Origin of the sequence: Cypionkella aquatica, assembly GCF_030161095.1 — a bacterium.
Taxonomy (GTDB): Bacteria; Pseudomonadota; Alphaproteobacteria; order Rhodobacterales; family Rhodobacteraceae; genus Cypionkella; species Cypionkella aquatica.
The window spans coordinates 343,551-361,940 of the sequence record NZ_BSPP01000010.1; the positions used below are offsets into that span (position 1 = coordinate 343,551).

The following is an 18,390-nucleotide window of genomic DNA, read 5'->3' on the forward strand; positions in this document are numbered from 1 at the left end:
ATAGTGCAGCGATGGAAAACCTGATCCTCACCCATCACGGCGCTTGGCTGCAAATCACCCTGAACAGGCCTGCGGTCAAGAACGCATTGAACACCGCCACTTTAGCCGCCTTGGCGCAAGTGCTCGGCGATGCCGCAACTGATCCCAACATCCGCGCCGCTTTGATCCACGGCGCCGATGGCAATTTCGCCGCAGGCGCCGACATCAGCGAAATCGAGCATAAAACCAGCGCAGAGGCCGCCACCGATCCCCGCAAAGCCCATTGGGCCAGCATCCGCGCCTTCCCGAAACCGCTGATCGCCGCCGTCGACGGTTTTGCCCTGGGCGGTGGCCTCGAACTGGCCCTGATGGCCGACCTGATGGTGCTAGGCGAGACCGCCAAACTCGGCCTGCCCGAAACCAACCTTGGTCTGATCCCCGGCGCAGGCGGCACGCAGCGCCTGCTTGCCCTGATCGGCCGCGCCCGCGCCAGCCGGATGGTGCTGACAGGCGAAATCATCGACGCTGCAACCGCCCACGCCTGGGGCCTCGCCGCCTATCTCAGCACAGGCTCCGCCCTCACCGAAGCCATGACCCTCACCGCAAAAATCGCCAACCGCGCGCCCCTTGCGCTGCAAGCCGCCAAAGCCGCGCTGGTGACGGGCGACGAAGCCCAACGCGCCTTCCCGCAAGAACGCGCCGCCTTTGAATCGCTGATGGACACTGCCGACAAAGCCGAAGGCATCGCCGCCTTCCGCGCCAAACGCAAACCCGATTTCAAGGGCGCGTAATGCACAGCATCGGCATCATAGGGCTCGGCACCATGGGCCTCGGCATCGCGCAGGTTTTTGCACAAGCGGGCTTTCCCACCATCGCCACCGACGCCCACGCGCCTGCCCGCGAAACCGCGCGGCACCGCATGGCAGATGCGCTGCAATCCCGCATCACTGCCGGAAAACTCACCACCGAGGCCCGTGACGCCACTCTTGCCAACCTGCAGATCGCCGATACGCTCGCCGATTTCGCCGCTTGCACCCTGATCATCGAAGCCATTGTCGAGCGCGCAGACGCCAAACAATCGCTGTTCGCCAGCCTCGAAGCGGTCGTCCCCGCCACCACGATCCTCGCCACCAACACCTCGTCTATCCCGGTGGCAACCATCGCCGCCACGGCAAAACACCCCGAGCGCATCCTCGCCCTGCACTTCTTCAACCCGCCCACAGCGATGAAGCTGGTCGAACTCGCCCCCCATGCAGGCACCTCGGCGCAAGCGCTGACGCTCGCCCGCCAAATCACCGAAGCTGCGGGCAAAACCGTCATCCAATGCCCCGACCGCCCCGGCTTCATCGTCAACCGCTGTGCGCGCCCCTATTACGGCGAGGCCCTCGCCCTCCTGGAAGAGGGCCACCCCGCCGCCGAGATCGACGCCGCGATGATGGCCGCCGGATACCGCCTTGGCCCCTTCGCTTTGATCGACCTGATCGGTGCCGACATCAATCTTGCCGCGACCGAAGGCTTGTCCGCCGCGATGCAAAACCACCCGCGCTACCGGGTTTTCCCAGCCCTCAAAGCCCAAGTCGCCTCTGGCCATCTGGGCCGCAAATCCGGCCAAGGCTTCATCCACCCCGCGAAAACCGAACCCAAAGCCAACGCGGAAATCGCCCTGCGCATCGACTCCACCCTGATCAACGAAGCCGCTTGGCTGCTGGCCGAAGGCGGCACCACGCCCGAAGGCATTGATACGGCGATGAAACTGGGCCTGAACTTCCCGCGCGGCCCGTTTGAGGCGCTTGAGCTTCACACCGCGCCCAAAGTCCTCGCCACCCTGCAAACCCTTGCCGTCAAAGCACCCGCCCCGCTGCAACCCCGCTATGCCCCTGCTCCCTTTCTCATCCGGTGAATCCTATGTCTGAAGTCTATTTCCTCTACCATTCCATCGGCATGTATCCCGGCAAAACCGAAGATCTCGCTTCCGCCATGACCGAATTTGCAGGCGTCTGGGGCAAACCAGATGACAGCCAATGGGCCTATGCGCTGGGAAAACGCCAGAATTTCATCGACCGCTGGCGCGCCATCCTGAACGCCGCCCCGCAAAGCATCACCGCCACCGAAAACGTCACCGCCGCCTTCCACGCCCTGCTGACCTCGCTGCCCGAAAGCCATCTGAAAGGCCGCAAAGTGCTGGTCGGGGCCGATTGCTTCCCGTCCAACCACTTTCTGCTGAACGGTATGGCCGAGAAATACGGCTTCACCCTGCACACCGTGCCGCTGCGGCAAGGCATGGGCTATGTCGAGGATGACGACTTTATCGAGGCTTGGACGCCAGATGTTGGCCTTGCTTTGCTGACATGGGTATCCTCGCTGACCTCGCACCGCATTGATCTCAAACGCATGGTCGCACATGGCCGCCGTATGGGCAGCCTGATCGGCACCGACATCACCCAAGCGGCAGGGCTGATCCCCTATGACGTGCTGGCCCCCGAGGTTGATTTCACCGTCTCCACCAGCCTGAAATGGATGTGCGGCACCCCCGGCGCAGGGATTCTTTATGTCAGCCCGCGCCTGACCCCGCATCTGACCCCCGAATTGCGCGGCTGGTTTTCGCAAGCCAACCCGTTCAACTGGGACATCACCGCTTTCCAATACGCCCCCGACATTCGCCGCTTTGACAATGGCACCCCCGGCACGATGGCGGCGCTGGCAAGCCTGCCCGCCTTGGATTGGCATGCAACCCAAGACCAAGCCGCGCTGTTGGCCCACAACCGCCGCCTGACCGCACGCATCATCGAGGCCGCTGACGCGCTGAACCTGACCCTGCTGACACCGCGCGCGCCAGACAAACGCGGCGGCTCAATCATGCTGCGCCTGCCCGACACCCACCCCGCCGCCGAGGTGGTCACCGCCCTGCGCGCCCAAAGCATCACCACCGACGCGCGCAGCCAAACCCTGCGGCTGTCGCCCGGCAATCTCACGACGATGGCAGGCACCGAGACTTTGATCGCCGCCCTGACCAAACTTTTGCGCGCCTGAAACCATAGCGCGGCGGCACGGTCGAAGCCTCCGGTCGGGATATTTGACCCAATGTGAAATGAGAGGGCTTGCGCTGTCGGCGATGCAGCACGCACGGCACTTCCTGCTTTCGCACTGGGTCAAATATCCCCGCCGGAGGCTTCAAGTTCGGCCCAGAGCAAACCGGGTCGCAATAAAATTCCCCACCAAAGCATTAAGAAAGCATGAACACCCCCCTGCTAACCCCTTGAAAAGGCATAAACCGCTCATCTGTCCACGCGTGGACACCACGCCGTGTTTGCCATTGCCCAACGCTCGCCCCGCGCCTACCCTGTGCCCATTCCATCAGGGAGGATACCATGAGCAACCCCTTAGGCTTCGATACCCTTGCCATCCACGCAGGCACCGCACCAGACCCCGCAACGGGCGCGCGCCAAGTCCCCATTTATCAAACCACAGCCTACGTTTTCCGCGACGCCGACCACGCCGCCAAACTCTTCAATCTGCAAGAAGTCGGCTACATCTACTCCCGCCTGACCAACCCCACCGTGTCAGCCCTCGCCAACCGGGTCTGCGCGCTTGAAGGCGGCGCGGGGGCGATTTGCTGCTCTAGTGGCCATGCGGCGCAAATCATGGCGTTGTTTCCGCTGATGGGGCCGGGCCTGAACATCGTCGCGTCGTCGCGGCTATACGGCGGCACGATCACCCAGTTCAGCCAGACCATCAAACGCTTCGGCTGGTCAGCGAAATTCGTCGATACCGAGGACCTGCTGGCGGTCGAGCACGCCATCGACGAAAACACCCGCGCGATCTTTTGCGAGACCATCGCCAACCCCGGCGGCTATGTCAGCGATCTTGATGCGCTCGCCCGCATCGCGGATCAGGCGGGCATCCCCCTGATCGTCGACAACACCACCGCCACACCTTACCTGTGCAAACCCATCGAGCATGGTGCGACGCTGGTGGTCCATTCCGCCACCAAATACCTGACTGGCAACGGCACGGTGACGGGTGGCGTGGTGGTGGATAGCGGCAAGTTCGACTGGTCGGCTTCGGCTAAATTCCCCAGCCTCAGCCAGCCCGAACCTGCTTACCACGGCCTTGCCTTCCATCCAGCCTTGGGCGCGATGGCCTTCACCTTCCACTCCATCGCCGTCGGCCTGCGCGATCTGGGCATGACGATGAATCCGCAGGGCGCGCATTACACCTTGATGGGGATTGAGACCCTGTCGCTTCGCATGCAGCGCCATGTTGAAAACGCCAAGATCGTAGCCGACTGGCTGGATCAAGACCCGCGCGTGGAAACCGTCACCTATGCCGGTCTGCACTCTTCGCCCTACCGCAAGCGGGCAGAGAAGATCACGCCGAAAGGGGCTGGGGCATTGTTCACCATCGCGGTGAAGGGCGGCTATGATGCCTGCGTCAAGCTCGTCGATAACCTGAAACTGTTCAGCCATGTTGCCAATTTGGGCGACACCCGCAGCCTGATCATCCATCCGGCCTCGACCACCCACCGTCAGCTGGAGGAAGACGCTCAGATCCGCGCGGGGGCTGCGCCGAATGTGGTCCGGCTGTCGATTGGCATTGAAGATGTAAAAGACATCATTGCGGATTTGGATCAGGCGCTGACGGCTGCCACCGCGTGACGCCAGAAAACCCGGGCTTAGATCGCGCCCGGGTTTGCTCTTTTTGAAATACTCCCGCCGGAGGCATCCGGGAGGGGCCACAGAAGCCTCCGGCGGGGATATTTAAGAACGGATGAAATGCTAGGTCAGTCAACGATCTCGTAGGTGACGGTGACAGCCGCGCTCATTCCGATCTGGCCCGAAGCGACCGGCACCGCAGATGCCGCCTTGGCCTCGTCGCGGAACATCGGCATTGGCGCGCCGTAACCTGCGTTTTCAGAGATCGCTTCGACCTTGCCAAGCTTTACCCCAGCGGCCGCGGCGAACAATTCAGCGCGGGTTTTGGCATCGGCCACGGCGGCTTTGCGGGCCTCGTCCTGCGCCGGGCGGGGGCTTGCAAGATCAAAGGTGATGCCGTTCAGCGTATTCGCGCCATCGGTGATGCTGGCATCAAGCACGCTGCCCAAGCTTTCCAACGCCCGCACCCGCACGCTGAGCATGTTGGACGCCACATAGCCCGCAATCTTCGGCGTCGAGCCGGATTCGTAGCCGACCCAGTTCGGATTCAGCGACAGGTTCGAGGTTTGCAGATCACGGTCCTCGATCCCCGCCGATTTCAGCCGATCAATCACCGCTTGCAGGGCTTTCGAGTTGGCGGCCATCGCCTCGGCAGCTGACGCGCCATCGGTGGTGACCCCGAGCGAGATCGTCGCCATGTCGGGGGTGACCTGAACGGTGGCTTCCCCCGTCACGGTAATCACATTATCGGCAAGTGCCGGGGCCGCAATTGGCAGGACAAGGGCGGCGGACAGCAACAGGGTCTTCAGAACACGCATGGGAACCTCCAAAAGTTATGCGTCTTAGGTGTAGTGCTATGACGCGCGCCGCAAGCCAATCCTTGGACCCGGCTTGCGTTTTTCTTTCCTTCGGCAAAAAGCTGCTATAGGAAGGGCCCAACCTTGCAGCGCGCGTTTCCTGCGGTGCCCTCCATGTGCTAGACCCGTGATATGAAACCAGCTTTTGCACTCGATTTCCGCGATGACACGATCAGTTTGCTGCACCGCTCGGGAAGTGGTTGGCAACTTGTTGGTGCCGTACCACTTGACACACCCGATCTGACCGAGGCTTTGGGCTATTTGCGCGCCACAGCGCTTGGCCTATCGCCGCGCGGGATGGCCACCAAACTGGTGATCCCGAACGAACAGATCCTGTATCTGACTTTGCATGCGCCCGGCCCCGATCCAGACAGCCGCGCCGCGCAGGTGGCCGCAGCGCTTGAGGGGCGCACCCCCTATGATGTTGCCGATCTGGCCTATGATGTCAGTGGTGATGGCGCGGATGTGCAGGTTGCGGTGATCGCCAAGGAAACTTTGGCCGAGGCCGAGGCCTTTGCGACCGAGCACCGGCTGAACCCGATTGCCTTCGTCGCGGCGCCTGATGGGGGCGTCTTTGCAGGCGAGCCGTGGTTTGGGCTGTCGTCGCTTGCGCCCTCGCTGATGGCGGCGGGGGGCGAGGTTGAACGCGATGCGGCACCTGTGATGATGGTGGCGCGCGGGTTTGCGGCAACTGCGCCGGTTGAGACCGAAGCTGTGGTTGAACCAGAAGCTGTGGCAGAGGTTACTGCGGACGCCGAGGCTTTGGTTGAGTCTGAATATGTCGCAGAACCTGAGTTTGTCGCAGAAGCCGAATTTAGAGCAGAACCTGTCGCGGAAATCGTGGCAGAGCCTGTGCCTGAAGTCACCGCTCAGCCCGAGTTGGCGCTGGAACCTGCACCAAAGCCAACACCTGCTTCCGCGCCAGAGCCGTTTCCCGAGGCATACCCGGACGCAGAGGCCAGCCAATATGTGCCTTTTGAAAGCAAAGCCTCTGAAGCCGAAGCCGTTGGGCGTGAAGCCCAGTCGCGCGATCTGCAACCGCGGCCGCTGCGCGCGTCGGAGCCGGTTTTTATCGAGCCGCGCCGACCATCGGCTGATGGCGGCGACGATGATCGCACGCTGATTGCGGCTTTGGCCGATACGCTGTCTGCGCCCATCGCGCAGCCTGCGCCGCCGCCACCCGTGAAACCGGCACCACCGAAGCCGCTGCCCGAGGTTGAAGAAGCCCCGATGGCGCTGGATGTCGCCGATGACGAGGCCGACAATGACACCGCGCAAGACGCAGAGCCGCAAGGGGCCGATGTCATCCGTGCGGCGCTTTCGGCGCAATCTGCATCGGGGCAACCCAATTCTGGGCAAACTGTCTCGCCGCAGTCGGCGCGGGTGATTGATCCGGCAATTGACGATGATTTGCCGCCAATGCATCCGGCATCGGCCTTGGGCGCGTTTTCAAGCCGCCGTCAGGCCAATGACCCTCTGCCCAGCAAGGCTCCGGCTTTGGGTGGGGCGAAGGATGGCGGGCAGCGTTCGGTTGGGGCAAAGCCGCTGGCCGGGCCACCGCCGTCAGCACAGCGTCCGGGCATCCAGAAGCCTGAGGCCCTTGCCAAGGCAACAAAGCCCGCAAAGTCCGGGCTGCGCGGCTTGTCGTCTTTCGTGTCTTCTGCAAGCACAGCGACAGCGTCAGGGACAGCCAAGCCGCGCAGCAAGGTTGCGATCCCCTCCGCCTTGCCGCCGCTGAAATCCACCAATGCGGCGTCGGCCAGTGCCACGTCACAAGCCACCACCCCACCACGCCCTGCTGCGGCGCGCGCGCCCGGCGGGTTTGCCGCGCGCGAGCCGGTGCGGGGCAAGCCGCGCTATCTGGGGCTGGTGCTGACGGTTGTGCTGCTGTTCTTGTTGGCGATGGTTGCGGCATGGTCGTCTTACACGATGGGCGCTTGGAATGCCTCAAGCGAGCAGCCAGTGCAGGTTGGCGATGCGGGGGGCGATGGCTCTGACGGGGTAAGCAGTGACGCGGGGACCGACTTCCCGGATGCCAATGACGAGATGTTGGCCGATATGCAGGACCCGGCTGCGCTGTCGGATACCGCTTCGGTCAGTGATCCCGGGGCAGCGCCTGTCGAAGAGGTGGTCAATCCGCCTGCCGAATTCGAGGATGCTGCACAGGCTGGCGATCAGCAAGCGGGCGATCTGGCCGCTGGGACGGCCACTGAACCTGCGCCGACCTTGCAGGTTGCCGCCGAAACTCCTGCCCCGGTCAATCCGACAGCGGGCACCGATGATGAGATCTTTCTGGCCTCGATGGATGCAGCGCCTGCTGCTTCTGACCCGTTGACGCTGAACCAGCCGCTGCCGCAGGGCGACAGCCTGCCCTCTGCACAGCCCGCTCCTCCGCCGTTTGGCACGGTGTATCAGTTTGAACCGAATGGCACGATTGTGCCAACGCCCGAGGGTGTGATCACGCCGGAAGGTGTGGTTTTGCGCGCAGGCAAGCCCGAGGTGGTGCCGGGTGTGCGCACCGCTGCCGTTATCGCTGCCGCCGCTGCGTTGAAACCAGCACCTGCGGATGCTGCGGCTTTGGTCGATCCTGCCGCCGTTGCCGCAGCGGTCGCAGACGCACAAGCCGAAGCGCCGGTCTATGCCGACCCCGCGCTTGCCGGCAAAAAACCAAAGCTTCGCCCTGCCGGATTGGCCGCCCCAACTGCCGATCAAGGCGCGCTGGCCCCTGCGGTTGACACCCGGCTGGCTGGTCTGCGCCCCGCGGCACGCCCCGGCGCTATTCTCGCCGCTGGGCGTCAGGCGCAACAAGCCTCTGCTGCGGCCTCTTTGACCGCACAGGCCGAGGCGATCACCCAAGCGTCGGCGGTGAGCGGTGGCTCGAAGCTTGCCATCGCGATCAGCCGCAAACCTGCCGCCCGCCCGCGCGATCTAAGCCGTGCGGTCGAGGCCGCCGTCGCAGCCGTCGCCCGGGAGCCGCAACCAGAGCCCGAAGCCGAGGTTGCCGCCGTGGCACCGTCGCGCAAAGCCCAGCCAGAGCCGGAAAAGAACGGAGCCGCAGAGGCTGACAATGAGCCCGAGATCGCCTCTGCCGCGCCGAAGATCCCAACCAAGGCGACAGTGGCAAAGCAGGCGACCTTCAAGAACGCGATCAACCTGTCAAAGCTTAACCTGATCGGCGTTTATGGCACTCAGTCCAAACGCTATGCTTTGGTGCGCACCGCCAATGGCCGCTACAAAAAAGTGCGGGTTGGCGATACGATTGACGGCGGTGGCCGCGTCGCAGCCATCACCGCGACCGAGGTGCGCTATCAAAAGGGTGGCCGTCTGGTCGCCTTGGCGATGCCGAAAAGCTGAGAGCCGCGCCTGCGCGCCTTGCGTGCGCGGCTATGCCAGCTGTGACCGGATCGTAGCCAACCCTGCCCTATTTCGTCACCTATTGCTTGAGCAGCCGCAGCAGCCGCCAGAATTTTCTGGCATTTGCGATAGGATACTTTGGGGTCTGGCGCTGTGCCGCTATCAGCTTGCATGAGGCAGCGCGCCCCCGACCCTGCCAACCGCTTCGTCTGCAAATTTGAAATCCAAACAAATCTTGAACCCCGCCAAATCTTAAACCCAGCCAAATCTGCCCCACCCCAGACTGAAAGTGCATGATGGAAAGCTTTCTGCTGCAAGCCTCAATCTACCTTGGTGCCGCCGTTTGCGTGGTGCCTTTGGCGGTGCGCCTGGGGTTGGGCTCGGTGCTGGGATATCTGGCGGCGGGGATTTTGATGGGGCCGATCTTTGGCCTTGCCGGTGCCGAAACCGCCGATCTGCAGCATTTTGCCGAGTTTGGCGTCGTGCTGATGCTGTTCCTGATCGGGCTGGAACTGGAGCCGAAATCGCTGTGGGAGATGCGCCACAAGCTGCTGGGCATGGGTGGCGCGCAGGTGGTGCTGACCACGGCGGCGGTGGCGGGCGCGCTGATCTGGTTCGGGCAGTCGCCTGCGGTGGCTTTGGTTTTGGGGATGATGGCCTCGCTTTCGTCGACCGCTATCGTGCTGCAAACCCTGTCGGAAAAGAACCTGATGCGCAGCATGGGCGGGCGATCGGCGTTTTCGGTGTTGCTGACGCAGGATATGGCGGTGATCCCGATGCTCGCGGTGATTCCGCTGCTGGCGCTGCCTGATCTGATTGGGCCAAACGCGGCGATTTATGGCGTCAGCAATCCACTGGATGTGGTGGACACCCATGATGCAGCCTCGCCCTTGATCACCACGATGCAGGCGCTGCCCGGTTGGGCGGCGGGGCTGTTGACGCTGGCCATTGTCGCCGGGATCGTGCTGGCCGGGCATTACCTGAGCCGCCCGATTTTCCGCTTTGTCCATGCCGCGAAACTGCCCGAAATGGGCACGTTCATCAGCCTGCTTATGGTGCTTGGCACTGCGTTCTTGATGACTCTGGTCGGCCTGTCGCCAGCTTTGGGCACATTTGTGGCGGGCGTGGTGCTGGCGAACTCGGAATTCCGGCATCAGCTTGAGGCCGATCTGAAACCGTTCAAGGGTCTGCTGCTGGGGTTGTTTTTCATGACCGTCGGCGTCGGCATCAACTTTGCCATGCTGGCCCGCGAGCCTTTCACCGTGCTGGGGCTGACGCTGGGCTTGATGCTGCTGAAAGGTGTGATCCTGTTGGGCATCGCTTGGGTGTTCAAACTGAAGCGGCAGGACCGTTGGCTGTTCTCGCTTAGCCTTGCGCAGGGGGGCGAGTTTGGCTTTCTGATCGTCAGCATTGCGCGGGCCGAAAGTGCTTTGCCGCTGGCGGCGGGGCAGATGGGGCTGCTGGTGATCAGCTTGTCGATGCTGCTGACACCGCTGCTGTTCATCGGCTATGATTGGCTAAGCGCGCGCTTTGCGCAGCGGGTGCCGGATCAGGCCCCGGATGAGATCAACGAAAAGGGTCGGGTGATCATCGCGGGCATCGGGCGGTTTGGGCAGGTGGTCAATCGGCTGATCCGCACCTCTGGCATCCCGACGGTGGTTTTGGACAATGACATGACCACGATTGAAACCATGCGCCGCTTTGGCATCAAGGGGTTTTTCGGCGACCCTGCCCGCCCCGAACTGCTGGAGGCCGCAGGTCTGGCCGAGGCGCAGGTGATCGTGATTGCAGTAGATGACCGCGACACCGCCAGCCGGATCGTGCGTTATGCCAGATCGCGTCGCCCCGATATTCACATCGTGGCACGGGCGCGTGACCGGGTGCATGTCTACGAGCTGTATCAGGCTGGGGCGGATGACATCGTGCGCGAGACCTTTGACAGCTCGATCCGGGCGGGGCGGTATGTTCTGGAGAATATGGGCTTCTCTGAATACGAAGCGGCCAAGGTCAGCCAAGCCTATTTCCGGGTGGACCGCGGGGCGATGCGCGATTTGGCAGAGGTCTGGGTGCCGGGCCAGCCCACCCATCTGAACGAGGCCTATATCGCGCGCGCCAAGCAGTTGGACCGGGATCTTGAAACCGCGCTGATGGAGGAGTTGCACGAGGTCAAACCGATGGCCGCCGAAGAGCCGCCAGAAGTTTTGCAAGCCATGTTGTTCCCCGATATGGAAGACATCGCAGAGCGTCCTACAGACCGATAAATGGCGCTGATTTTATCCCCGCTGGGACAGATTTACATATGTGGTAGTTTACGGAAATTTAACCACACAATCGAGTGGTATGCAGGAATAAGCGCCATCCAGATCAACCAAAAACGGCGGCCCGATGGACCGCCGTTTTTTGGAAACTTGACGCAGATCAGATAGGCTTGATCAAGCGGCGCGGCCGATCAGCACATCGCCAACCTTCTTCTGCGCGCCTGCCTCATCCACGCCCGACACAGCCGCGACTTCGCGGGTCAGACGCTCTAGCGCTGCTTCATAAAGCTGACGCTCGGAATAAGATTGCTCGCGCTGATCATCGCTGCGGTGCAGGTCGCGCACCACTTCGGCAATTGCCATCAGATCGCCCGAGTTGATCTTTTGTTCATATTCCTGCGCCCGACGCGACCACATCGCGCGCTTGACGCGGGCCTTGCCCTTCAGCGTGTCCAAAGCCTTGGTCACCAGATCCGGCGACGACAACGAGCGCATGCCAACATCGGTGGCCTTATGGGTCGGCACCCGCAGGGTCATCTTGTCTTTTTCAAACGAAATCACGAACAGTTCCAGCACGAAACCGGCGACTTCCTGTTCTTCGATAGAGACAATACGGCCAACGCCATGCGCAGGATAAACAACAAACTCGTTAGGACGAAAATCAGGCTTCTTCGATTTGGTCATTCAGTCGCTTCCTCGGCAAGAGCCTGTTCCGCAAAAAACATCACCGCCCCAGGAATTCATCCCGAGCAAACGGCTTATCTTTTCGACTAGATTTTCACCCCAAGCTGGCAGCTTTGAGGTTTGTGCAGGCATCCGTGTTTATTTGTAAACAACGTATAACACAGAATCGCCCCGATTCCAACCGCCGCGAAACAGGGCGTTGGGCACACTAAGGCTTGGAATCATTAGGCTTTTACGGTTCTGCCCGATTCGTGAACCGGATTGGTGCGAATCAGTGCAAGGGTGCGCGGCTCAGTTGCCCTGCCCTGCCGCTTCCGAGAAATACTTTTCGCGCTTGCCGGTTTCGCCGTCACGCTCCTCATAGCCCGGCAGCGGATCTTTTTTGGTCACGATCACTGGCCACATTTCGGAATATTTGCGGTTGAAGGTGACCCAAGCATCCATGTCCGGCTCGGTATCCGGGCGGATCGCATCGGCGGGACATTCGGGTTCGCAAACACCACAGTCGATGCATTCATCCGGGTGGATGACGAGCATGTTTTCGCCCTCGTAGAAGCAGTCCACCGGGCAGACTTCGACGCAATCGGTGTATTTGCAGGCAATGCAGTTGTCGATCACAACGTAGGTCATGGATGGGCTCCTATCTCAGCGTCGTCTGACTACTAAAGCCAGACGGATCATTCAAGCGGTGCATCGGCGGTTGGCGCAAGATCGTGATAAAGCTGCTGCGCTTCTTCCGCCGGGCCACGACGATCTGACAGCGCCAGCACCCGGATCACCCGGATCGCGCGGCCCTGCGGAAAGGTCAGCGTATCGCCTGCCATCACCGCATGGCCCGGCTTTTTGCAGCGCTGGCCGTTCAGGCGCAAATGGCCGCTTTCGATAACTTCGGATGCAAGCTCGCGGTTCTTGAAAAACCGCGCCGCGAACAGCCATTTGTCCAGCCGCAACTTCGGCTGGACATCTTTTGCGGGTTTGGCACCGGGACCAGCCAAACCTAACCGCCCGTCAGAGCTTGCTTTTCAGCGCCATCAGGGCCGCGAAGGGATTGTCTGGGTCAATCGGCTTTTCGGCGCGCGGTGGGCGTTGTTCGTAGGTTTTCGGCTTGTTATCGCGGTCGCCCGGCTTGCCACCATACGGTTTGTTGCCCTTGTAGCCTTCGCGCTTTTCACCATCACGGCGCGGGCCGCGATCGGATTTGTCGCCTTCGGGGCGCGGGCCACGATCAGGCCGTGGACCACGATCTGCGGCTGGCGCATCGCCTTCCTTCTTGGGGCCGCGATCAGGCCGTGGGCCACGATCCGGGCGTGGGCCACGGTCTGCGGCTGCCGGAGCATCAGCGCGCGGCGCACGTTCCGGGCGCGCGGGGCGTTCTGGACGTGGGCGCGGTTTGGGTGCCCAAGTGAAGGTGTAGAACGACTCCATCTCGGGGGCCGCTTCCGGGTCAGGCTGCACGAAGGCCGATTCGCCTTCGGGGATCGGCTGGATCGGGGCATCGGGATCGACGGCAACCGGGATCGGTGCGGCTTTGACCTTTGGACGCTCGGCCTTCTCGCCCTTATAGCCCAAACCGCCCATCAGGTCGCTGAACTGCTCCAGCGTCATGCCGGTGATCGACAGCATGTCGGGCGTGGCTTCAAAACCTGCGCGGCTGTCTTTGGTGCGCAGGATGTCGGCCAGACGTTCCAGCATATCAATGCGGATCGCGCGCGCGCCTGCCGGGTGGTAGCCCGCCAGAGTGTAGTGCATTTTCGGCACGGCGGGGATGTTCGGGATCGTCACCAGACCCGGAGGCGGGCTTTCGGGGAATTCATCCAGACCATTCCACAGCGACCACAGCACCAAGCGCAGACGGGTCGGCGCGGGTTTCAGCAAAGCAGGCAGGAAGACGGTGAACTGACCAAAACGCACGCCATGCTTGCGCAACGCGCCGCGGGCTTCCTGATCCAGCTCTTTGACTTCATTGGCGATATTCTCGCGCGGGATCACGCCCAGACCTTCGGCCAAGCGGAACGCGAAACCGCGTGCAAGACCGGTGAGGGTTTCATCGCGGCCCATCGCCAGCAGGGGTTCAAAGTTGGCGGCCACCTTGCGGTCGATGAAATGCTGCAGACGGCGGCGCACTTTGTCTGCGACATCGGGGCCTGCTTCGTCATCGACGAAAGCCTCGACAGCGGGACGGGCAGGTTCAGCGCCTTTGACCAGCTTGCCCATCGCTTGGGTGCCCCACATCAGGCCGCCCTGCTCGGTAAAGTCCAATTCGGTATCGGGCGCGTTATAGAACCGATCCGCCCGCAGGTGGAATTCGGGCTTTAGCGCCGCAAATGCGGCTTGCCGCAGCGTGGCGGCTTCCTCATTCGATTCGGTCGTATCCTGACGGAAACGGAACCCCTCAAGACGGCCGACGAATTCGCCTGCTACCGTCACTTCGCCTTTGTCATTCACCTCGGCCACGAGGGTCTCCTTCTGCTTCAACCGCCGCAACAGCACGGACGTGCGCCGGTCAACAAATCGTTGAGTCAGGGCTGCATGCAGCGCATCTGACAGTCGGTCTTCTACTGCACGCGTCTCGGCGCGCCAATGGCTTTCGTTGTCGACCCAGCCCTTGCGTTGCGCAACATAGGTCCAGGTGCGGATATAGGCCAGCCGTTTCGAGATGGTATCAATGTCGCCGCCCGCTTTATCTATCCGGGCGATGGCCTTTTCCAGCCAATCCGACGGGATCCGGGTCTGCGCAAGGCCCCTGCCCGTCAGGAAATCGAAGATGCGGGCCAGCAGGGTGACATGCTCATTCCCCGCCGCATTGCGGAAATCGGGGATGCGGCAAACCTCCCACAGCAGTTTGATGCGCTGCGGGGTGTTCAGTTTTTCTTTAACCTCGGGCAATTCGGACAGGTATTTCAGCGCCAGCACATCATCGGCATCGCGCGCACGGGCGAGCCATTTGTTTTGGGTGGGGGCTTCAAGGCTGCGGATCAGGCGATCAACGCTGCCAAATTCCAGCGCGTGATTGCGCCATTCAAGTTTGCGCACCGGGTCAAAGCGATGCTCCTGAATCGCCTCGACGGTTTCATCCTCCAGCGGGCGCACCTCGCCTGTGACGCCAAAGGTGCCGTTTTCCTGATAGCGCCCGGCGCGACCTGCGATCTGTGCCAATTCCTGCGGATACAAAGCCCGCATCCGGCGGCCATCGAATTTAGAGGTCGCGGCAAAGGCGATGTGCTTGATGTCCAGATTGAGCCCCATGCCAATCGCATCGGTTGCCACCAGATAATCGACATCGCCGTTCTGATAGAGTGCCACCTGTGCGTTGCGGGTGCGGGGGCTTAAGGCGCCCATCACCACGGCACAACCGCCCTTGGTACGGCGGATCAGTTCGGCAATCGCATAGACGTTTTCCACCGAAAACCCAACGATAGCAGAGCGTTCGGGCATCCGGCTGATCTTTTTCTGGCCGGTGTAGGTCAGTTCGGAAAACCGCTCTCGTTTGACGAATTGCACATTCTTGACAAGGCCAGCAATTGCAGGCCGCATGGTTTCGGCGCCCATAAACAGGGTTTCGTGCAGGCCGCGCGCGCGCAAAAGCCGATCTGTAAAGACATGCCCCCGCTCGGGGTCGGCGCAAAGCTGGATTTCATCCACCGCCACAAAATCAGCGCCAAGGTCCAAAGGCATGGCTTCCACAGTGCAGACCCAATATTGCGCACGGTCGGGCACGATGCGCTCTTCACCCGTCACCAGCGCCACCACTGACGGGCCGCGAGAGGCCACGATACGGTCGTAGACCTCGCGCGCCAGCAGACGCAGCGGCAGGCCGATCACCCCCGTGCGGTGGCCCAGCATGCGCTCTATCGCGTAATGCGTTTTCCCGGTGTTGGTCGGCCCAAGCACCGCCGTCACCTGTCCGGCAGCCGTCATATCTGTGGCCCTGCCCTATAGGTCTTTGCCCTGAAGCTCGGTTTCAATCCGGCTTACGGCTTCTTCGACGCCCGGCGCATGCGGGTCTATTTTCAGTGTGGCTTTATATACTTCCAGCGCCTGCGCGGGCTCGCCGAGTTCTTCAAAGATTGAGCCCAGACCCGATAAAGCCCCGAAATGCCGCGGATTCAGCGTCAGCACATGGCCAATATCGGAAATCGAGGGGCCAAATTCGCCCAGTTGATAATAGGCGGTGGCGCGGGCGTTCCAGCCTTCGGCGAAATCTGGCGCATGGTCGACCAGCGCGGTCAGATGCTGCACGGCCACATCGGGCTGGCCGTTCGCCATCGCCTCTTTGCCGCGCTGCAACAACAAATCCATCGCCGGAGAGCCAGATTTCGACCATTCCATCCAGATATCGGATTCAATCTGCGTCGCATCTGCCGCATCGGCCTTTTGCAAACGGGCGAAAAGATCGTCGAGTTTGGCGGTTTGGGCGGTGGCTGGCAGGCATGACAGAAAAACCAGCACAAATGCCGCAACGATACGATTGTGTAACCCATGATGCGCTTTCATAAAGGTATAGGTAACGCAATGGGCGGGAAATTCCAGCCCTGCCCGCGCAGACAGGAGAATGTGATGAGCGATGTGATCTCTACCGCCGTGGAAGCCTTGGCGAAAAAGCTGCCGAATGGCTTTGATGGCGTGGCAAAGTTCGTGCTGGAAGGGGAAGGCGCGATCATGGTGGACCCTGACGGTGTGCGGGCGGGCGACGAGGCTTCGGATGTGACGCTGACTGCGACGCCAGAGGTGTTTCAGGCGATGCTGGCGGGCGATATGAACCCGACCACGGCGTTCATGACCGGCAAGCTGAGTGTTGAGGGCAGCATGGGCCTTGCGATGCAACTTGGCGCGGCGATGTCGTGACGGCTCCGCTGTTTCAGGGCGTGGCTGAGGGGCCAGAGGGCGGGTGCGCCTTTTGGCTGATGGCTGCGGATGGCGTGCGGATCAGGGTCGGATTGTGGACGCATCCGGGGGCAAAAGGCACTGTGCTTTTGCTGCCGGGGCGGACGGAATATGTCGAAAAATATGGGCGGGCAGCGGGCGATTTGCGCAAGCGTGGCTTTGCGACTTTGGTGATTGATTGGCGCGGTCAGGGCCTTGCCGACCGGGCTTTGGATGACCCGATGAGCGGCCATGTCACTGATTTTGCTGAATATCAGATGGATTTCGATGAGATGGTCGGCTTTGCACGCGCGCAAGGGTTGCCCGAGCCATATTTCATGATGGCCCATTCGATGGGTGGCTGTATTGGCCTGCGGGCGCTGATGCGGGGGGCACCTGTGAAGGCGGCTGCATTCTCGGCACCGATGTGGGGAATTTTGATTGCGGCATGGATGCGGCCGATGGCGGTGGCGCTGACCACGGCCTCGCGCTGGTTCAAGTTTGACGGGCGCTATGCGCCGGGGACAGGGGCAACATCGTATGTTTTGACCTCGGCTTTTACGGGTAATTCGCTGACCACTGATGCCGAGATGTGGGACTACATGCGCAGTCAAGCCTTGGCGCATCCCGAACTGGGATTGGGGGGGCCTAGTCTGGGATGGCTGAAGGCGGCTTTGAGCGAATGTCATGCGCTTACCTTGCTGAAATCGCCCGCCGTTCCTGCTTTGACGGCCTTGGGCACGCAGGAAAAGATCGTGGATGTGGCGCCTATTCATGCGCGGATGGCGGCGTGGCAGGATGGTCGTTTAGACCTGTATCCGGGGGCCGAGCATGAGGTGCTGATGGAGCGGGCGGCGTCAAGAACACGGTATTTTGATACCACAGCGGAACTGTTTTCAAGCCAGCGCTAAGCCTTGAGTTTGGGCTGGGTTAACAAAAGCTGAACGACCCATAAAACGGCCATATAGGGGCCAGATATGGCCCCTATGAATTCCGGCGGCTGATTACAGGGTGATCTGGGTAAATCCGTCGCGCAAAGCCTTTGACCAAGCTTCGGACATGGCGCGGAAACTTTCGTCGCCCGCCTCAATCCGGCGCTTGCGGCCCACGCGCAGCGCGTCCTTCTCGATCACGCAGAGATCCAGCGGCATGCCGACCGACAGGTTCGAGCGCAAGGTCGAATCCATCGACAGCAACACCGCTTTTTCGGCATCGGCCAAAGACGTGGCAGGCTTTACGACGCGGTCGAGAATCGGTTTGCCGTATTTATGTTCGCCGATTTGCAAAAACGGGGTGTCCTCGGTCGCCTCGATAAAGTTGCCTTCAGGATAGATCAGGAACAGCCGCATTGCGCCGCCCTTGCGCTGTGCCGCGACGATCATGCTGGCCGAAGCGCTTTGCTTCATCGTGGCCATTTTCTCGTCGATCTCTTGCCGGACGCGCGACAGCATATCACCGATGATCGACGCCACTTTCAGCATCGTCGGGGCTTTCAGGATCGAGGTGGATTCGGTCGAATCGGGGTCATCAATCGCCTCGCGCAGCCGCGCAAGGGTGGTTTGCGTCACCGAAAGCGAGCCTGCGGTGACGATGGAAATCACCCGCTCGCCCGGTTGTTCAAAATGAAACATCTTGCGGTAGATTGCGATGTTATCCAGACCCGCATTGGTGCGAGTATCCGACAGCAACACCATGCCAGCATTCAACAAAAGTCCGACGCAATAGGTCATGGCTGCTCCGATT

At 61.5% G+C, this 18,390-nt stretch carries 15 protein-coding genes; 8 read left to right on the forward strand and 7 right to left on the reverse strand.

The annotated features are described in order from the left end of the window. The first annotated feature begins 11 nt into the window (after nt 1–11). The 4 genes from QQJ98_RS14600 to QQJ98_RS14615 all read left to right on the forward strand — a co-directional run bounded on the left by QQJ98_RS14600 (nt 12) and on the right by QQJ98_RS14615 (nt 4,634). The gene (locus QQJ98_RS14600) at nt 12–770 is read left to right on the forward strand and encodes an enoyl-CoA hydratase-related protein (protein ID WP_284326081.1); all 759 of its coding nucleotides are present in this window, start codon (nt 12–14) and stop codon (nt 768–770) included. Beyond that, nucleotides 770–1,879, forward strand: coding sequence for a 3-hydroxyacyl-CoA dehydrogenase (locus QQJ98_RS14605; protein WP_284326082.1), 1,110 nt, complete (start codon nt 770–772; stop codon nt 1,877–1,879). The genes QQJ98_RS14600 and QQJ98_RS14605 overlap by 1 nt, the downstream gene beginning before the upstream one ends. Before the next feature lie 5 nt (nt 1,880–1,884). After that, nucleotides 1,885–3,009 carry an aminotransferase class V-fold PLP-dependent enzyme gene (locus QQJ98_RS14610; protein ID WP_284326083.1) on the forward strand — a complete coding sequence of 375 codons (1,125 nt, stop codon included), beginning with the start codon at nt 1,885–1,887 and terminating at the stop codon, nt 3,007–3,009. Nucleotides 3,010–3,347: 338 nt separating this feature from the next. Continuing rightward, nucleotides 3,348–4,634 carry an O-acetylhomoserine aminocarboxypropyltransferase/cysteine synthase family protein gene (locus QQJ98_RS14615; RefSeq protein WP_284326084.1) on the forward strand — a complete coding sequence of 429 codons (1,287 nt, stop codon included), beginning with the start codon at nt 3,348–3,350 and terminating at the stop codon, nt 4,632–4,634. A gap of 125 nt (nt 4,635–4,759) precedes the next feature. Here the strand turns inward: QQJ98_RS14615 and QQJ98_RS14620 are convergent, their stop codons facing one another. Further along, nucleotides 4,760–5,449, reverse strand: coding sequence for an SIMPL domain-containing protein (locus QQJ98_RS14620; protein ID WP_284326085.1), 690 nt, complete (start codon nt 5,447–5,449; stop codon nt 4,760–4,762). 171 nt (nt 5,450–5,620) lie between these two features. Between QQJ98_RS14620 and QQJ98_RS14625 the strand changes: the two genes are divergently transcribed. Together QQJ98_RS14625 and QQJ98_RS14630 are read left to right on the forward strand one after the other, a co-directional pair. Next, nucleotides 5,621–8,842 carry a hypothetical protein gene (locus QQJ98_RS14625; protein WP_284326086.1) on the forward strand — a complete coding sequence of 1,074 codons (3,222 nt, stop codon included), beginning with the start codon at nt 5,621–5,623 and terminating at the stop codon, nt 8,840–8,842. A gap of 296 nt (nt 8,843–9,138) precedes the next feature. After that, entirely contained in the window at nt 9,139–11,103 is a 1,965-nt protein-coding gene (locus QQJ98_RS14630) for a cation:proton antiporter domain-containing protein (RefSeq protein WP_284326221.1), read from the forward strand. Nucleotides 11,104–11,274: 171 nt separating this feature from the next. Here QQJ98_RS14630 and QQJ98_RS14635 read toward each other — a convergent pair whose 3' ends face one another. From QQJ98_RS14635 to QQJ98_RS14655, 5 genes are all read right to left on the reverse strand, one after another. Then, on the reverse strand, nt 11,275–11,784 hold the full coding sequence (locus QQJ98_RS14635) for a CarD family transcriptional regulator (protein WP_284326087.1): 510 nt from the start codon (nt 11,782–11,784) through the stop codon (nt 11,275–11,277). A gap of 291 nt (nt 11,785–12,075) precedes the next feature. Next, complete coding sequence (gene fdxA / locus QQJ98_RS14640; protein ID WP_284326088.1) at nt 12,076–12,414, reverse strand: ferredoxin FdxA; 339 nt, start codon at nt 12,412–12,414, stop codon at nt 12,076–12,078. A gap of 47 nt (nt 12,415–12,461) precedes the next feature. Then, on the reverse strand, nt 12,462–12,779 hold the full coding sequence (locus tag QQJ98_RS14645; protein WP_284326089.1) for an RNA-binding S4 domain-containing protein: 318 nt from the start codon (nt 12,777–12,779) through the stop codon (nt 12,462–12,464). 13 nt (nt 12,780–12,792) lie between these two features. Next, complete coding sequence (locus QQJ98_RS14650) at nt 12,793–15,702, reverse strand: helicase-related protein (RefSeq protein WP_284326090.1); 2,910 nt, start codon at nt 15,700–15,702, stop codon at nt 12,793–12,795. A 15-nt stretch (nt 15,703–15,717) separates the two neighbouring features. Further along, nucleotides 15,718–16,278, reverse strand: coding sequence for a tetratricopeptide repeat protein (locus tag QQJ98_RS14655; protein WP_284326091.1), 561 nt, complete (start codon nt 16,276–16,278; stop codon nt 15,718–15,720). A 63-nt stretch (nt 16,279–16,341) separates the two neighbouring features. Here QQJ98_RS14655 and QQJ98_RS14660 point away from each other — a divergent pair, with 63 nt between their 5' ends. Next, on the forward strand, nt 16,342–16,629 hold the full coding sequence (locus QQJ98_RS14660; protein WP_284326092.1) for an SCP2 sterol-binding domain-containing protein: 288 nt from the start codon (nt 16,342–16,344) through the stop codon (nt 16,627–16,629). After that, a complete protein-coding gene (locus tag QQJ98_RS14665) occupies nt 16,626–17,558 on the forward strand; it encodes an alpha/beta fold hydrolase (RefSeq protein WP_284326093.1) in 933 nt (310 codons plus the stop codon). Before QQJ98_RS14660 ends, QQJ98_RS14665 begins: the two co-directional genes overlap by 4 nt. A 93-nt stretch (nt 17,559–17,651) precedes the next feature. Here the strand turns inward: QQJ98_RS14665 and QQJ98_RS14670 are convergent, their stop codons facing one another. After that, the gene (locus QQJ98_RS14670) at nt 17,652–18,377 is read right to left on the reverse strand and encodes a proteasome-type protease (RefSeq protein ID WP_284326094.1); all 726 of its coding nucleotides are present in this window, start codon (nt 18,375–18,377) and stop codon (nt 17,652–17,654) included. Nucleotides 18,378–18,390: the final 13 nt, after the last annotated feature.

Coding starts and splice junctions, on each gene's coding strand:
- QQJ98_RS14600 (WP_284326081.1), top strand. CDS start 12: ATGGAAAACCTGATCCTCACCCATCACGGCGCTTGGCTGCAAATCACC.
- QQJ98_RS14605 (WP_284326082.1), top strand. CDS start 770: ATGCACAGCATCGGCATCATAGGGCTCGGCACCATGGGCCTCGGCATC.
- QQJ98_RS14610 (WP_284326083.1), top strand. CDS start 1,885: ATGTCTGAAGTCTATTTCCTCTACCATTCCATCGGCATGTATCCCGGC.
- QQJ98_RS14615 (WP_284326084.1), top strand. CDS start 3,348: ATGAGCAACCCCTTAGGCTTCGATACCCTTGCCATCCACGCAGGCACC.
- QQJ98_RS14620 (WP_284326085.1), bottom strand. CDS start 5,449: ATGCGTGTTCTGAAGACCCTGTTGCTGTCCGCCGCCCTTGTCCTGCCA.
- QQJ98_RS14625 (WP_284326086.1), top strand. CDS start 5,621: ATGAAACCAGCTTTTGCACTCGATTTCCGCGATGACACGATCAGTTTG.
- QQJ98_RS14630 (WP_284326221.1), top strand. CDS start 9,139: ATGGAAAGCTTTCTGCTGCAAGCCTCAATCTACCTTGGTGCCGCCGTT.
- QQJ98_RS14635 (WP_284326087.1), bottom strand. CDS start 11,784: ATGACCAAATCGAAGAAGCCTGATTTTCGTCCTAACGAGTTTGTTGTT.
- fdxA (WP_284326088.1), bottom strand. CDS start 12,414: ATGACCTACGTTGTGATCGACAACTGCATTGCCTGCAAATACACCGAT.
- QQJ98_RS14650 (WP_284326090.1), bottom strand. CDS start 15,702: ATGACGGCTGCCGGACAGGTGACGGCGGTGCTTGGGCCGACCAACACC.
- QQJ98_RS14655 (WP_284326091.1), bottom strand. CDS start 16,278: ATGAAAGCGCATCATGGGTTACACAATCGTATCGTTGCGGCATTTGTG.
- QQJ98_RS14660 (WP_284326092.1), top strand. CDS start 16,342: ATGAGCGATGTGATCTCTACCGCCGTGGAAGCCTTGGCGAAAAAGCTG.
- QQJ98_RS14670 (WP_284326094.1), bottom strand. CDS start 18,377: ATGACCTATTGCGTCGGACTTTTGTTGAATGCTGGCATGGTGTTGCTG.